Origin of the sequence: Rhodococcus ruber (genome assembly GCF_027270735.1) — a bacterium.
In the GTDB taxonomy this organism is placed as follows: Bacteria; Actinomycetota; Actinomycetes; order Mycobacteriales; family Mycobacteriaceae; genus Rhodococcoides; species Rhodococcoides rubrum_A.
Map to the genome: position 1 here is coordinate 88600 of NZ_JAPWIJ010000012.1, position 15631 is coordinate 104230.

Consider the following 15631-nt stretch of genomic DNA (forward strand, 5'->3'; position numbering starts at 1 on the left):
CCTGTGGTCTCAGCCGGCGACGATGTTGAGGTTGCCGAGGCGGTCGACGGTTCCGGTGGTGCCGTGCGGGACGACGACGGTGGTCGTCGGGACTTCGACGATGGCGGGGCCGGCGAGCACATGCCCGGCGGCGAGCTTGCTGTAGTCGTAGATATCGGTCTCGACGTAGCCGATTCGCCCGTCCAGGTTGACCTTTCGAGTACCGATGCGAGCGACCGAGGCGTCGGCAGAGTCGGCCGACTTCAGCTCGGGGAGGGTCGGCGAGAACGGTAGGACGCCCGTCGCACGGACGCGATAGGTGATCGCTTGGATACCGGCTTCGCGGAATCCACTGTCCTTGCCGTACAGGTCTGCGTACCGCTGCTCGAAGAGATCGGAGGCACGGGCGACGCTCGACGAGTCCAGCGAGCCCTCGGGAATGGTAGTGGCTACCTCTGCCAACTGCATCGTGTACCGCATGTCGATTTCACGTTCGACCTCGATGCTGGTGAAATTCAGTCCCTGTCGACCGAGGGCTTCGCGGACGCGTTTCTCGAGGCCGTCGAAGTTCGCTTCGGCGCGAGCAGGATCGAGCGGCATCGCCGCCGGGTCGGACAGCTCGGCCGCGAGCACGATGTTCGACGACGCCAGACCGTAGGCCGAGAACGCCGATGCCACCCGCCCGAGGGGAACGATGACTTCCTTGACGCCGACTTCGGCTGCATAGGCGGCGCAATGCGACGGTCCGGCTCCGCCGAATGCGTAGAGAACGAAGTTGCGGGGATCGTGTCCGGCTTCGACGACGGTCTTGCGCAGGAGATCGCCGGTCTGTGCGTTCTGTACGGCATAGATCGCGGCCGCCGCATCCTCGATCGACAGACCGAGCGGTTCCGCGATGCGGCGTCGAATAGCCTCGCGCGCCAGCTCTTTGTCGAGTGGTTTACGACCGCCGAGCAATCCGCGTTCGGGGAGGATGCCGAGGACGAGATTGGCGTCGGCGTTGGTTGGTTCGGTGCCACCCTGTCCGTAACAAGCAGGCCCGGGTACCGCCTGGGCGCTGTGCGGTCCGATCTGGAGGTTGCCGCCGGCATCCACCCATGCGATGGCGCCGCCGCCGGATCCGATGGCGTGCACCTGCAGGGTGGGCACGTTGATCGGGTGATGATTGATGATGGTGCTCGACGCACGCACCGGCTCACCGTCCACGACGAGGCCGACGAGGAAGGTTGTTCCGCCGACGTCGGTGGCGATGATGTTCTTGTGTCCGAGCTGCTTTCCGAGCGACACGGCTCCGACCACGCCGCCGGTCAACACGGATCCGACGGTGCTGATGGCGTTCTTCGGAGCCTCGGCTGCCGCAACGGCACCACCGTTGCTCTGCATCACCAGCAATGGGCCGGCGAGGTCGAGGGCACGCAGCTTCTTCTCCAACGAGCCGAGGTAATCGCGCAAACCCGGACCGATCTGCGTACTCATGATCGTCGTCGCGTTCCGCGCGAACTCACGAATGCGCGGGCTCACTTCGGAGGACAGCGAGACGAACATGTCGGGGTCGATCTCGTGGACCAGCTCGCGAATGCGTTGCTCGTGCACAGGGTTACGGAACGACCAGAGCAGCGAGACCGCAATTCCGGAGACGCCGTCGTCGACGAGGCTTCGGATGGCGACGCGCGCGGAATCCTCGTCCAGCGCGACGACGACCGTGCCGTCACGGTCGAGGCGTTCGGTGACCTCGAGTGCGTGTCGCTTGGGGACGAGACCGTGGGACTTGCTCTGTCCCAACACGTTCTGCAGTTGCTCGGGAGAGCCACCGAGGTACCGGCCCTCGACGTTCATGATGTAGATCGAATCCCGATGCCCCTTGGTGGTCAGGAACCCGACCGGCGGAACGTTGCCCATCACCAGGGCATTGAGCGAGGACGTCGTGCCGTGTGCGATGTGGTGGGTGTTCGCAAGCATTTCCTGCACCGGACATCCGAGTTGTTCGGCCAACGCTTCGAGAACGTCGATGACGCCCTGGGAATAGTCGGGTGGAGTCGAGGGCGCTTTTGCAGCGACCACGGTGCCGGAACTGTCGTCGAGTACTGCGTCCGTGAACGTTCCGCCGACGTCCACTCCGATCACATAGGTCATGCCGGTGTGCTCCTTAGGTCCGAGTCGAAGACGTTCTGGCGTGTGAGAGCGAAACAACTCTCGAACACTGCTTACGTCTGCGTCGAGTATTCGACGTGACCGACGACATGTCAAGCATGAATGTGAGTGCTGCCACTTCCCTCGATACTGCCCGACCGGACTCCCGGATTCGATTCCCCAGCTCCAGGCCGCTTGACGAATCGTCGCATACGTCGAATACTCGTCATCAGCGTCAATTACTGAAAGGCAGTTCATGAGCAATCATCGTGTGGGCTTGGTCGTACCGAGCTCCAACGTCACTGTGGAGACGGAGATGCCCGCGTTGCTGGCGCGACATCGAGATGCCCGGTTCTCGTTCCACTCCTCGCGCATGCGCATGCAGGCCGTGTCGCCGGAGCAATTGCGGGCCATGAATGCCCAGCGCGAACGGTGCATCCTCGAGTTGGGCGATGCCGGAATCGACGCCGTTCTCTACGCGTGCCTCGTCGCCCTCATGGTCGCGGGACCCGGGGAACACCAACGGGTCGAGGGGCTCATCGCGGAACAACTTGCCACGGGCGGATCCAATGCAGCCGTCAGGTCGAGTGCCGGCGCTCTCGTGGAAGGCCTGGGGGCTCTGGACGCGAAGAACATCGTTCTCGTGACGCCGTACATGCGACCGCTCGCGGAGAAGGTGGTCGAGTACATCGAGGCCGAAGGCATTCGTGTACTCGATTGGCGTGCGCTCGAGGTGTCCGACAACGCCGAAGTCGGCTGCATCCCAGGCGAACGAGTCATGGACGCGGCGCGGTCGTTGGATCTCACGGGTGCCGACGCTCTGGTGATTTCCGCGTGCGTCCAGATGCCGTCACTACCGCTCGTTCAGGCAGCGGAAGACGAATTCGGAATCCCCGTTCTGTCGGCCGCGACGGCAGGTGCCTACAGCCTGCTCCGTGCGTTGGGCCTACCCGTCGATCTACCGGACGCCGGCTCACTGCTCCGGGCAGACGCCGTCCTCACGTCCTAGATCGTCACTTTCGTAGAGAGGAAATCTTCATGTCCGACTTGCCACACAAGGTCCGGGGCGTCGACCACGTCGCCTACCCCACGTTCGATCCGGCGGCGACGGTCGAGTTCTACCGCGACGTACTCGGGTTCCCCGTCGTCCACTCCATTTGCGCAGCAGGGTGGGGCCCGGAGAAGCATCCCGACTTCATCCATTTCTTCTTCGACATCGGCAACGACGATCGACTCGCCTTCTTCTACTACTTCGGCCTCGACCCGTTCGACGGTGGACCACAGGGCGATTCGTACTCACGGTTCGCCGAGGACGTGCCGATCTTCTTCATCCGCTCGCGTCACCTGGCAATCCACGTCGACAGCGAAGAAGACCTGATGGAATATCGGCGGCGGCTGGACGGCAGCGACTGGCCCGTGGAGATGCAGATTCAACACGAGACGATCGAGTCCATCTACACGCACGATCCCAACGGCTACATGATCGAGCTCACCCGCGCGATGCGTCCGGTCACGCCGCAGGAAGATCTCGACGCGAACCTGACGATCGACGCCTTGATCGACGTTGTTCGCGGACCCGACCCGAGTATGGCGAACCTGTTGACCCGCAAGGCCGAGCTGATCGTCGAACGTGCGGCCGACTGGTCGGCCGAGCACGAGGTGGGGGTTTCGTGACCACGTTGTACGTACTCGACATTCCCGAGAACACCACTATCGCATCGGTGGCCGACGTCGACCCAGCCGTACGCGTCGACCACGTCGGCCCGTACTTCCGCATAGTCTCGGACGGCGACATCGTCATCGACCGTCGGGCCACCGGATGCAGGCACGCCGTCTGGTACAGCAGTGTCTCGGGCCTGTCCGACTCTCGAATCACGCAGTGGGACAAAGACGCTCTGCGCGTCGAGAAGTCATGACTCAGGCCCGCCTCGGTGCAGGCCGGTACATCGATGCCGCCGAGGCCCCGTCGAACACGGTGACCTCGGCGCACGAGCTCAGCACCGCCGACGGTGCCAAGGTGAGCGGAGTGCTGCGAACGGTCCCTGGTGCCGAGACGGTCGTTGCCTTGATGCATCCGAGACAGGACCTGACGCACCACGTTCTCGTGCCCGAACTGCTTGCACGCGGATACGCGGTGTGGACCCAGGGCACGCGATCGGTGAACAACGACATCTCGCTGGTACACGAGCAGGCCTTGCTCGACGCGGCTGCCGGGCAGGTGTTCCTACGCTCGCGATCGTTCGATCACGTGGTGACGCTGGGGCACTCGGGCGGTGGAACGCTGTTCGCGTTCTATCACGAGCAAGCCGGTCTCGCGCCCGAGGATCGGCTGACGGAAACGCCTGCAGGTCGGCCGATCGACCTCGCGTCTGCAGAGATGCCCGCGCCGGACGGTGCGATCTTCATGGCCCCGCACCCCGGACAGGGTGCGCTGCTGCTGCGACTTATCGACCCATCCGTGGTCGACGAATCGGACCCCATGTCCATCGACCCGGCACTCGATCCCTTCGACAAGGCAAACGGATTTGTCGCCGCACCCGAAAGTTCCTCGTATCCCGAGGACTTCGTCCTGCGATATCGCGCCGCTCAGCGCGAGCGCGTCGCACGGCTGGACGCACTCGCGCGATCACGGGTCGCCGCAGCATCCGACGCCCGCAGGCGTTTCGAGACAAGCCGTGATCCTGCCGACCGTCGAGATGCGTTGGCACCTCGCATATTGACCGTCTATCGCACCGACGCGGACCTGAGATTCACCGACTTGTCGCTCAGCCCCAACGCTCGTCCCTACGGTTCATTGTTCGGTCGACGGCCGGATCTGACGAATTACGGGCTCGTCGGTTTCGCTCGCTTGTCCACGCCGGATGCCTGGTTGTCGACGTGGTCCGGTCTGAGCTCCAACGCCGACTTCGTCCGGTGTGCACCGTCGGTCACGGTCCCGTCGTTGTTCGTCGAATTGACCGGGGATCAGGCGTGCTTCCCAGAGGACGCGTCGAGAATGGCCGAGGCTCTCGGCTCTGTCGACAAGACTCGCGTGGCGATCGAGGGAACCCACTTCGGTGGCCCCATTCGGAGCGGCGCGCCCACCGGCGCTTCTCTGGCCGCCGCCGACATCGGTGCCTGGTTGTCCCAACACTTCATCTGACCCTCTTGCGAGCGGAAACCCATGTCACGTAACACATTTTCTCCCGTCGTTGCGCTGTGCCTATCGGCGTTGACGTTGGAGGGGTACGACCTTCTGATGTACGGAACGGTGGTGCCGTCACTCCTGGCGTACGAGCCGTGGGATCTGGATCCAGCGACCGTCGGTGTACTCGGATCAGTGGTGGGAGTCGGCATGTTGGTCGGGGCGCTGGCCGCAGGCAGTATCGCGGATCGTTGGGGCAGACGGCGCGCCTTGATCGCCGCGGTCGCACTGTTCTCGGCCGCAATGGCATGCTGTGCGATTGCACCCTCGCCCGAGACGTTCGGAACAGCGCGATTCGTCGTCGGCATCGGGGCAGGAGTTCTGATGCCGACCGCGGCGTCGATGCTGATCGAGTTTTCCCGGCTCGACACCAGGGCAAGAACGGTCGCACTGGGATTCGTGGGCACCAGTGTCGGCGGTATCGCGGCCGGAATCCTGTCCCTGTGGCTCGTTCCGGAGTTCGGCTTCCGAGCGATGTTCGCGGCAGGGATGATCCCGGCGTTGTTGATTCTGCCGTTGATGGTCCGATATCTCCCCGAATCGCCCGCTTTCCTGGGCTCGCAGGGCAGGATCGAGGCGGCACAGGCCATCTCGACTCGGTACGGCCTCGAGGAAGCTGTGAAGAATTCCGGTGGTGACCCGAAGTCGACAGATCGCGGAATCGGTGCGCTGTTCACCGCGAACCGTGCGCGAGTGACACTGTCCTTCTGGGTGATGACCCTGTTGTGCCTTCTGGTGTTGTTCGGCGTCGCGACCTGGTTGCCTGCGGTGATGCGATCGGCCGGATACCCGCTCGGCGCAGCACTGTCATTCCTGCTGATGCTCAACGTGGGCGGTGCAGTAGGCGCGCTCGGCGGCGCTTACCTGGCGGACCGGTTCGGAATCAAACCGGTGACAATCTTCGGATTCCTCTGTGCAGCAGTATCGTTGGCAATGATCGCGACCACTCCCCCGATCGGGATCGTGTACGTTCTGGTGCTGATCGCAGGAATGGGAACAACCGGGACGCAGATCCTGCTCAACACGTTCATCGGTGGCTACTACCCCGTGTCGTGCCGGACCACAGGACTGGGCGTCGCACTCGCGGTGGGGCGTCTCGGCGCGATCGTCGGTCCGACATACGGCGGACTGTTCGTTGCCGCCGGCGCGGGAACCAGCACTCAGCTTCTGGCTTTCGCCTTGCCGGCAATCATCGGAGCCGGTGTGACGATTCTGATTCCGGCGGGACGAAAGCTACGTAGCAGCCCGGCATCTGCGTCGAAAGGTCGACTGCACGCACCTGACACGAGATAGTTCGGTTGATCGGATTCACTTGCCGGTCCATATCGGATCGCGCTTCTGCATGAAGTCCATGATTCCCTCTGCTGCTGTGTCTGCCGACCTACTCAATGACTCCAGGGCCTGTTCGCTGAGCTTCCAGCTGCGGGCTTCCGTCTCGATCTTGCCGTCACTGATTCCGCGAGCGACGCGCTTGCTCGCCTGAACCGCGAGCGGTGCGTTACATCACAGACCTTCTTTACGATTTCCATTGTGCGCGTGTAGCTTCGTTAGACCGCGATCACGACAACGCCAGAACTACCAGCGCCGCCTCTCGCGGTATCTGCACGTCGAGGCCGGTCGCGCCGTGGAATTTGGTGAGTCGATTCAACACGGTGTTGCGGTGACAGTAGAGAGCTGCGGCGGCCTCCCGCACGCTGCCGGTGTCCAGATACACCCGAACAGTGTCGATCACCCGGTCGCGTTCACCGGCCGGTAGCTCCCGAAGACCCGCCAGAATCGTTGGGGTGAACCCGATTCGACGATCGAGGTTGCCTCTGGTCATTCGAGCCCAGCCCTGCTGTACCGAGACCAGTCCCGCGGTCGCGGGATCGAGACTGTCGACGATGTCGTACGCGACGTCCGCGGCGTCGGGAACAGCCGCCAGACCGTCGACCACGGGAACGTATCCGGCTGTCAGGGTGGACAATCGAGACTCGACGGCCGAGGAAGCCGGTCCATGGACGGCACCGATCGGCCAGAGCGCCACCACGCGATCGAACTGGTTGAGGACGAATATCGTTGTGCCACTTGCTCGCATCAGGGTCGCCGCATGGTGGAGGGCAGGCGACGCGTCGGGAGACGCCACCGCCACCGAGAACCGTCCGGCAGCACTGACCCCGAGCGCTCGAGCAATTCGGTCGACATTTCCCGATACGTTCCGCGCAGGCGAGAACAATTCGGCAAGGTAGCCGCGCTGCGCGTCCAGCACGGTGGTCGCCTGCTCGGCCAATTCCTCGAGGTACCCCTGGTGTATTGCGCGAGCGTAATCGTCGACAACCGCCCACAGTTCGTCGACGTGGAGTGCGAGTACCAACATGTCCTCTGTTGTCGCGTGCCACAGCAACGACGACCAGATGATGTTGAAATCCAGTCGGACCGCCTCGATCAGGTCTTTGACGGGAACGCCCTGACGCGCGCGCCGACGACCCAGTTCGCCCGGGTGTGTGCTCAATTCACCTGTGGTGGTGCCGAGCCGCACCGCCTCGAGCAACAGGTCGAAAGCCACCCGGGCGGTGGCGCTCAGGTCCTCGTCACCGACCAGATTCGAGCCGTACGCGGGAAGCTCGACCACCTCGGCCAGAAAGACGGCAACCACATCGTCCACGTCGCGAATGGTTGCCTCGACGAGCTCGCGCCACCGACCGATCGTGTCGTGCCGCTTCGATTTCAAGTTCTGCACTCGTCGAACCCTCTCGTGTAAACCGGCTGTTTCCTCCGCCGTCGCCCATTCGACGTTCTGGCTCGACCCGAACGCACCCACGGCCGGTTGACCTGCGCGAACACCGCTCGAGGCCGTTGTTACCGGTCCACTGTTGGTCGATCGTCGTTGGGCATTCGCCCAATACTACGTTCCCATTCCAGGGCAGTATGGCCTGGTTTCCACGTGGAGTGTGCGGTTGCATTGGAGATGACAGGCATCACATCATGTTCAGCCGGCGTTCGATCTGGAGATTGCACCCATGACCACACCCTCTACCGAGTCGATCGACAGCCCTCCATACGACGCAGCGCGGACGCGTCGAGTCGCTATGGCAGCGTTCGTCGGTACCGCCATGGAGTGGTACGACTTCTTTCTTTTCACCACCGCTGCGGCGATCGTGTTCAACGTGCAGTACTTCGTCTCCGACAGTGCACTCGTTGCAACACTCGCGTCGTTCGGGACCCTGGCCGTCGGTTTCGTAGCACGACCCATCGGCGGCCTGCTGTTCGGCAAACTCGGCGATTCGATAGGCCGTAAGCGTGTCCTGATGATGACGATCGTAGGAATCGGAATTGCGACCGTCCTGATCGGCCTGCTCCCCAACTACTACTCGATCGGCATCGCGGCACCCATACTGCTCATCGTGCTGCGCATCCTTCAAGGACTCGCCGTCGGCGGAGAATGGGGTGGCGCGGTCATCATCGCCGCAGAGAACGCCCCCTCGAGCGAGCGAGCGAAGTTCGCATCGATTCCCCAACTCGGCTCGCCGGTGGGCACCATCGCCTCCTCCGGTGCCTTCTTCCTCACCGCAGCACTGCTGAGCGAGAGCAACTTCGATGCATGGGGATGGCGCATCCCATTCCTTCTTGCACTACCCCTCCTCGCGGTTTCGGTAGCCCTACGACGCCAACTCGAGGAGTCGCCCGCCTTCACCGAACTTCTGGAGTCGGAGGCAACCGCTCAATCGCCGATCGGTCAGGTTTTCTCGCAGGGGTGGCGACAGGTACTGGTCGGTTCCGCGGTCTTTCTGATCGGCACCGGCGGGTTCTACCTCGTCACGACATTCGTGATCAGTTACGGCAAGCGAGTTCTCGAGCTCAGTTCGTCGATGCTGCTGCTGGCCACGGTGATTGCCGCCGTCATCGAAATTCCGATCATTCTTCTGGGCGGCCGCCTGGGAACACGGTACGGATCTTCACGCGTGGTCATCGGCGGCGGTCTCGCCACCATTGTCGCTGCGGCACCGGTCTTCTTCCTCATCGGCACAGCGAACCCGCTACTCGTCACACTCGGAATGACTCTCGGAGTCTGCTGTGTGGCGTTCCCGTACGCCGTCGCCGGGGCTGTGTTGACCGGACTCTTCCCAGTCGGCATTCGGTACAGCGGAGTTGCGATGTCCGCCAACCTCGGCGGTGTCCTCGGCGGCTGCGTCCCATTGATCGCCACCGCCGTGTTGACGGTGACCGGCGACCATCTGTGGCCGAGCGCGGTCATTCTGGCGATCATCGGCGCAATCGCTGTGGCCGGAGGAGTACTCGGTCCACGGTTCAGCGTCGACGAAATCGGACTCAAACACTAAGAGCGACTACCGTTTCGGAGGATTATTTCATGACATCCACACTCGATTCCGATCTCGCCATCGAGCAGAACGAATGGCAGCTGCGCGTCGAATTGGCGGCCGTCTACCGGTTGGTCGCCCACTTCAAGATGACCGACCTCGTGTTCTCGCACATCTCACAGCGACTACCCGGATCGACATCGCGATTTCTCATCAACCCCTACGGACTGATGTTCGACGAGATCACTGCCTCCAATCTGGTTGTGGTCGGCGACGACGGCGAAGCCGTCGAGTCGTCCGAGTACCGAGTCAATCCAGCGGGATTCGTCATCCACAGCGCCATTCACTCCGCCCGCCCAGACGCCCACAGCGTCCTGCACACTCACTCTCGCTATGGCTGTGCGGTGGCCGCCCAGCAATCAGGTTTGCTCCCGGTCAACCAGACCTCGATGGAGTTCTACGGAAGACTTGCCTATCACGATTACGAGGGCGTGGCCCTCGACGACAGCGAGAAGTCCCGCCTGGTGGCTGATCTCGGCACCCGCAACGCCCTCGTTCTACGCAACCACGGTCTCCTCACCGTCGGATCTTCGGCTCGCCGTGCATTCCTTCGGATGTTCTATCTCGAGCGCGCCTGCGAAATGCAGATCCTGGCGCAATCCACCGGACAGCCTCTGGTGATACCGGATGCTGATGTCTGTGAACGCACTGCGGCGCAGTTGAACAACGAGAAATCGGCACTGACCGCCGACGACCGAGACAACAGTGACAACTGGGATCTCGCGTGGAATGCTTTGCAGCGCATGGTTGATCGACTCTACCCGGACTACCGGAAGTGACAGCTGTGACCCAGCGTCCGATTGCAGTTCTGGTCGACTCCGGATCGCTTGTCGTCGACGAGGCAGCGGTCCCGCCGGGATGGGCCTTTTGCGTGTCGGACGGCATTCCGACCGGACCGAATATCGTTGCGCTTGCGGTCAATCCTGCGTGCGGTCGGGTGGACCGTTCGCATTTGCGTGACCTGCCGGACCTTCGCATGGTGTTCACCACGTCGGCGGGCACCGATCACCTCGATCTCGACGCCGCAGCAGAGTTCGGGATCGAGGTAATCAACAACCCGGCGTACTGCGTTGACGAGGTAGCCGATCACACCATCGCACTCATCCTCGGTTCACTGCGCCGCACGCACCATTTCGACCGCGCCGTGCACCAGGGCCGATGGGACAACGGCGCAGTGTTGCCGCGACGCGTCGCGGGCACCAGACTCGGACTGTGGGGCTTCGGCGCAATCGGTCGAGCCGTCGCGCGCCGTGCCCTGGCACTCGACATGGAGGTGATCGTTCATTCGCGGACCGACACCACAGGCGACAGCTCGATTCGATGGGTCGATCGGGACGAGTTGATCGGATCGAGCGAGGTGCTCTCACTCCACGTCCCCCTGACCGATATGACACGAGGCCTTATGGACGACAGCACTTTTCGACGAATGCGCCCAGGTTCGTACCTGATCAACGTTTCCAGGGGCGAGTTGGTCGACGAAGACGCGCTCGCCCGCCATCTCGAATCAGGGCACCTGGCCGGTGCCGCACTCGACGTTCTCGTTCAGGAACCACCGGTGGACCCGTGCGCCCTACTCGGCGCTGCAGGTGCCGTGGTGACCCCGCACGTCGCATGGATGTCACCGGACTCGGTCACCAAACCGTTCGAGCAATTCGTCGCATTGCTGTCCGACATCGATGTGAGCCTGGACGCACACGCAGTAACGGGGATGGTTCGATGAAAATCGATACGATCCTGACCGGTGTTCGAGCGATCACCGTCGACTCAGCGCACCCGAGAGCCACCACGATCGGTATCGATCGGGGTCTGATCGTGGGGCTGGATGCCGACCTCGACGGGATCAGCGCACAGCACTCGATCGACCTCGGCGGAGCCACCGTCACACCTGGATTCAACGACGTCCATGCGCACAGCGTGTGGTTCGGGCTGTCGCTGACCGAGATCGACCTGTCGACGGTGTCGAGTTTCGACGAGGTCTACCGCGCTGTCGACGAGGCCGCCGGTCGAATTCCACTCGACGAGTGGATCATCGCCGCCGGATTCGATCCGCTGCGAATGGGTGGAACACCGGACATTGCTCACCTCGACCGTGCAGCACGGGGTCGTAAGCTCTGGATCAAGAACCGCTCGGGTCACGCGTGCATCGTCAATTCGGTAGTGCTCACGCTCATCGAAAACGACATCGCAACAGGCAATCTCGCCGGAGGCGACATCACCCGCGATTCGGCCGGTGCGCCTACCGGGTTGCTCGAAGAGAACGCGATGCGGTTGGTACAGAATCTCGTACTGCCCTACCGAGGCAGCGACATCGAGGACGCCCTGGAGAGCGCCACTCGTCGATACGCATCGGAGGGGTTGACGAGCATCACCGACGCGGGTGTCGCGGGAGGATGGATCGGAAACAGTCCAGTCGAATTCGCCTCGTATCAGAACGCGTACGACGCTGGACGACTCCATACCCGGATGCAACCGATGATCACGATCGATGCCTTGCAACAGCTCACCGGGCATCAGGACGAGTCCGCGAAGTTCGGCCTCCCCACCGGCATCAGAACCGGCCTGGGAGACGACATGCTGCGTCTCGGACCCACCAAGATGTTCACCGACGGATCGCTACTCGGGGCTACCGCAGCCATGACCGAGGACTATCTCGGCTGCCCTCACAACCACGGCTACTTCCAGGGTAACCGTGACGATATGCGACGACGGGCACTCGACGCCTATGCCGCGGGCTGGTCACTGGCACTACACGCGATCGGCGACGATGCAGTCGACCTGGCCATCGACATCATCGCCGAGGCTCAGGCGAGGCACGGCCGTCGTTCGGTCCCCAACCGTATCGAACACGGCGGTGTGATCCGGCCGGATCAACTTGCACGTTTGGCCGAAACGTCCGTGGTCGTCGTCCCGCAACCTCATTTCATCACCACATACGGTGACAGCATGGCGGCACTGTTGGGACCCGAACGAATCGAATGGTCCTATCGTGCACAGTCTTTGCTGTCTACCGGACTGGTGCTACCGGGCAGCTCGGACCGTCCGGTGGCGCACGGGGCTCCGCTGTCCGTCATGCAGTCCTTCGTCGAGCGTTTGACCGAAACGGGCGTGCTGTACGGCGGAGACGAGCGCCTCACCGCCGAACAGGCCTTGCACGCGTATACGGCCGGTTCGGCAGCGGCGACCGGTACCGCAGATTTCAAGGGCTCGCTCAGCCCGGGTAAGGCAGCCGACCTGACCGTCCTCAGCGAGGATCCGACGACCGCCGACTCGTCCACCATCGGCAAGATCGACGTTCTGGCAACGATACTCGGTGGTCGAGTCAGTTGGGGAGCCGACGTTGTCCCCGGCGTCGCGACGGTCGGACAACCGTGACCACCGGTGGGCCGGTCGAGCACCTCTGCTCGACCGGTTCGCCTCACGGGAGCAGAATCGGCGCGAGTTCGTCGAATCGATCGCCCGGCCCTGGATTGTCGGGGTGTGTCTTGCCGCCGAATGCGTTCATCACTGCCCAGACGGCGTTGATGCCGGTCGTCACAGCTCCCTCGACCCAGCCGGCCGTCCACGACACGTCGTCACCAGCGAGAAAGACACCGGGGTCGTCCGCACCGCCCCGGACGAAGTGGGCGTAGAGCCTGCGCTGGTAGCGGTAGTGCCCAGGCAGATTGATCTTGAACGCGCCCATGAAATGGGGTTCGTCCTCCCACGAGACCGTGATGGGCCTACCCAGGACGTGTCCTGCGACATCGACGTCCGGATAGATGTCGGCGAGGGTGCGCAAGGCTACCGACGCCCGCTCGTCTGCATCGAGGGGCAGCCATTTCAACGAGTCGTCGCACCAGGTATAGGACAGGCAGATCATGGCCTGCATGTCGGGACCGTTGTCGAACAGGTAGGTGCCCCGCGTGATGCGGTCGGTGAGTGTGGTTCCCATGACGTTCTTACCGGTCGTGGGGTCGACGTCCAACCAGAACGGGCGGTCGACGGCGATGAAGGTCTTGGACGACTGCAGGTAGTGCACGCGGCGCATGGCCATCCACGTCCCGGGGTCGAAAAGCCCTTCCTCGGTGTCGATTCGAGTCGAGAGCAACCCCTTGTGGCAGGTGACGATCACGGCCCGATACCGCCGCGTGGTGCCGTTGGCGTCAGTTATCGCGACCGTCTCCGCACCGGCCTCCGAATCCGGACTCTGCGGAACCCGAGCAAGCCTTCGGACCTCACCGAGGGGACTGCCGTCATGAAGGGATTCCAGAGTCGTTCCGGTCGGCCAGTGCACGGTGCTCGGGTCGCTCGAGGTCCACAGGCCTCGGGTGAACGTCTCGGCTCCCCCGATGATTCGTCGGTGGTCGTCCTCGCACTTCATGTACACGACGCGCAGAATCTCGAGGATCGAGTTCGGGAAGCTCACGTCCCAGCCACCGGAGCCGAAACCGATCTGACCGAACGCTTCTCGATACTCGAACGGCAGTTCCGAAAACGCTCGGGACGTGGCCAGGTAATGAGAAAACGACATGTCGTCGAATCTGGGCACCAGTTCGTTCCAGATTTCTTTCACCCGGTGCAGGTCGTGGTCGCGGATCGCCTGTCGCATCGCACTGAAGTCGGCCCGTTCTTCGAGGCAGTCGACCCAGGCTCGGAATACCTCCTGAAAGAACGGGGGCAGATCCTCGAGCGCTCTCCCCTCGTACTGCCGGCCGGCGATATCGACAACCGTGCTCGGTGACGCGTCGGTCAACGGATTGGGAAAGGCACAAGTCTCGATCCCGAGACGGTCGGCGTAGTGCCAGAACGCCCGACTCGACATCGGAAATCGCATCGCACCGAGGTCCGCCACCGGACCCTCCGCTCCGGGAATCTGAGCCCCACGCAGCCGACCGCCGATCGACGATGCCTCGTAGACAACCGGTTTGAGCCCCATCTTCATCAGTTCGAGTGCCGCGACCAAGCCGGCGACACCTGCGCCGATCACCGCAACCTCGGTGCCGTACAGATCCGACGGAACAGACCCGATCCCGGCAGGATTCGCCAGGTAGTCGCTGTAAGGAAAGGGGAAATCCGGGGTGAGCATCGTGATGGGTGCGGAGTCAGGCATGTGGTCGTTTCCTCGAGAATCTGATGCGGACGTGGCACGAGGGGCTAGGCGAAGAAGGTCATGTATCCGACGTCTCGTCGAGCATCATCCACGACGGCGGGGCTGATGTCGGCAAAAATCAGCGCGGGGTCGTCACCCGCGGTAGCGAGTCGAGAACCGTACGGGTCTGCGATCGTGCTGGTCCCCGAAAAGCGTGGGCCACACTGATTGGCGTACACGATGTAGAGCTGACTCTCGAAGGCCCGCGTGGGAATCACTGTGGTGGACAGAATGCGGGTGTCGAGCGCGGGCGGCGAACCGTCCGGATTCACCCGCAGCGGAACCGCAGTGGGGACCAGCAGCAGCGTCGCACCTCGCACCGACTGCTTCCGGACGAACTCGGGAAACTCGATATCGAAGCAGATTCCCAGGGCCGCTCGAAAACCGTTGAGGTCGAACAATTCCGGATCTTCCCGCCCCCGTTCGAACGAGGACTCCTCCGCGGACCCGAAGAGATTCTGCTTTCGATACCTCGTCACTTCGCCACCCGTCGGGTCGAAAAGAGACGCCGAGATATAGGAGCCGGATGGAGTCAGCTCGACGGTGGAGGCAACGATGTGAATGCCGTATTGCGCAGCGGCTACTCCGATCTCCGTACGCTGCGCAGATCCGTCCGAGCCGCGTACCTGCTCCGGCGCGTAGCCAGGGACGTAGAGCTCGGGTGTCACCAAGACGTCGGCACCCTCGGCCACTGCCTGCCGTGCGGCCTCACGCAATACTGCGAGGTTGAGGTCGGGCTCGCCGGCGAGCCCGGTGGCTTGCAGCGCCGCAATCTTCATGGGTAGAAGCTTCCTTGAATGTCGTGTGGGAGAAATGCCGTTTGCCGGAACGTTCCGGCACGTCCCTATCCTC

13 protein-coding genes are annotated in these 15631 nt (G+C 62.9%); 9 read left to right on the forward strand and 4 right to left on the reverse strand.

What is annotated here, in order from left to right; genetic code table 11:
* Positions 1 to 9: 9 nt before the first annotated feature.
* Positions 10 to 2112 (reverse strand): hydantoinase/oxoprolinase family protein, encoded by a 2103-nt coding sequence (locus tag O4220_RS23810; RefSeq protein ID WP_269608013.1) that lies wholly within the window; start codon positions 2110 to 2112, stop codon positions 10 to 12.
* A 253-nt stretch (positions 2113 to 2365) separates the two neighbouring features.
* Between O4220_RS23810 and O4220_RS23815 the strand changes: the two genes are divergently transcribed.
* Genes O4220_RS23815 through O4220_RS23835 form a run of 5 tightly spaced genes read left to right on the forward strand, consistent with a single transcriptional unit; the run spans position 2366 to position 6586 of the window.
* The gene (locus O4220_RS23815) at positions 2366 to 3118 is read left to right on the forward strand and encodes a maleate cis-trans isomerase (protein ID WP_269608014.1); all 753 of its coding nucleotides are present in this window, start codon (positions 2366 to 2368) and stop codon (positions 3116 to 3118) included.
* Positions 3119 to 3147: 29 nt separating this feature from the next.
* Positions 3148 to 3783: a VOC family protein gene (locus tag O4220_RS23820; protein WP_269608015.1), complete on the forward strand. Its 636-nt coding sequence runs from the start codon at positions 3148 to 3150 to the stop codon at positions 3781 to 3783.
* Entirely contained in the window at positions 3780 to 4025 is a 246-nt protein-coding gene (locus tag O4220_RS23825; RefSeq protein WP_269608016.1) for a hypothetical protein, read from the forward strand. Before O4220_RS23820 ends, O4220_RS23825 begins: the two co-directional genes overlap by 4 nt.
* Positions 4022 to 5251: an alpha/beta hydrolase gene (locus tag O4220_RS23830; RefSeq protein WP_269608017.1), complete on the forward strand. Its 1230-nt coding sequence runs from the start codon at positions 4022 to 4024 to the stop codon at positions 5249 to 5251. Before O4220_RS23825 ends, O4220_RS23830 begins: the two co-directional genes overlap by 4 nt.
* 21 nt (positions 5252 to 5272) lie before the next feature.
* On the forward strand, positions 5273 to 6586 hold the full coding sequence (locus O4220_RS23835) for an MFS transporter (RefSeq protein WP_269608018.1): 1314 nt from the start codon (positions 5273 to 5275) through the stop codon (positions 6584 to 6586).
* Between the two features lie 265 nt (positions 6587 to 6851).
* On the opposite strand, the gene O4220_RS23840 is transcribed toward O4220_RS23835, so the two are convergent.
* Positions 6852 to 8003 (reverse strand): helix-turn-helix domain-containing protein, encoded by a 1152-nt coding sequence (locus O4220_RS23840; protein ID WP_269608019.1) that lies wholly within the window; start codon positions 8001 to 8003, stop codon positions 6852 to 6854.
* A gap of 289 nt (positions 8004 to 8292) precedes the next feature.
* Between O4220_RS23840 and O4220_RS23845 the strand changes: the two genes are divergently transcribed.
* The 4 genes from O4220_RS23845 to O4220_RS23860 are packed head-to-tail and all read left to right on the forward strand — an operon-like array spanning position 8293 to position 13023.
* Positions 8293 to 9612, forward strand: coding sequence for an MFS transporter (locus tag O4220_RS23845; protein ID WP_269608020.1), 1320 nt, complete (start codon positions 8293 to 8295; stop codon positions 9610 to 9612).
* Between the two features lie 29 nt (positions 9613 to 9641).
* Entirely contained in the window at positions 9642 to 10430 is a 789-nt protein-coding gene (locus O4220_RS23850; RefSeq protein ID WP_269608021.1) for a class II aldolase/adducin family protein, read from the forward strand.
* A 5-nt stretch (positions 10431 to 10435) separates the two neighbouring features.
* Complete coding sequence (locus O4220_RS23855) at positions 10436 to 11371, forward strand: NAD(P)-dependent oxidoreductase (protein ID WP_269608022.1); 936 nt, start codon at positions 10436 to 10438, stop codon at positions 11369 to 11371.
* Positions 11368 to 13023, forward strand: coding sequence for an amidohydrolase (locus O4220_RS23860; RefSeq protein WP_269608023.1), 1656 nt, complete (start codon positions 11368 to 11370; stop codon positions 13021 to 13023). The genes O4220_RS23855 and O4220_RS23860 overlap by 4 nt, the downstream gene beginning before the upstream one ends.
* Before the next feature lie 43 nt (positions 13024 to 13066).
* On the opposite strand, the gene O4220_RS23865 is transcribed toward O4220_RS23860, so the two are convergent.
* Both O4220_RS23865 and O4220_RS23870 read right to left on the reverse strand, forming a co-directional pair.
* Positions 13067 to 14740: a flavin monoamine oxidase family protein gene (locus tag O4220_RS23865; RefSeq protein ID WP_269608024.1), complete on the reverse strand. Its 1674-nt coding sequence runs from the start codon at positions 14738 to 14740 to the stop codon at positions 13067 to 13069.
* A 44-nt stretch (positions 14741 to 14784) separates the two neighbouring features.
* A complete protein-coding gene (locus O4220_RS23870) occupies positions 14785 to 15558 on the reverse strand; it encodes a nitrilase-related carbon-nitrogen hydrolase (RefSeq protein ID WP_269608025.1) in 774 nt (257 codons plus the stop codon).
* Positions 15559 to 15631 lie beyond the last annotated feature (73 nt).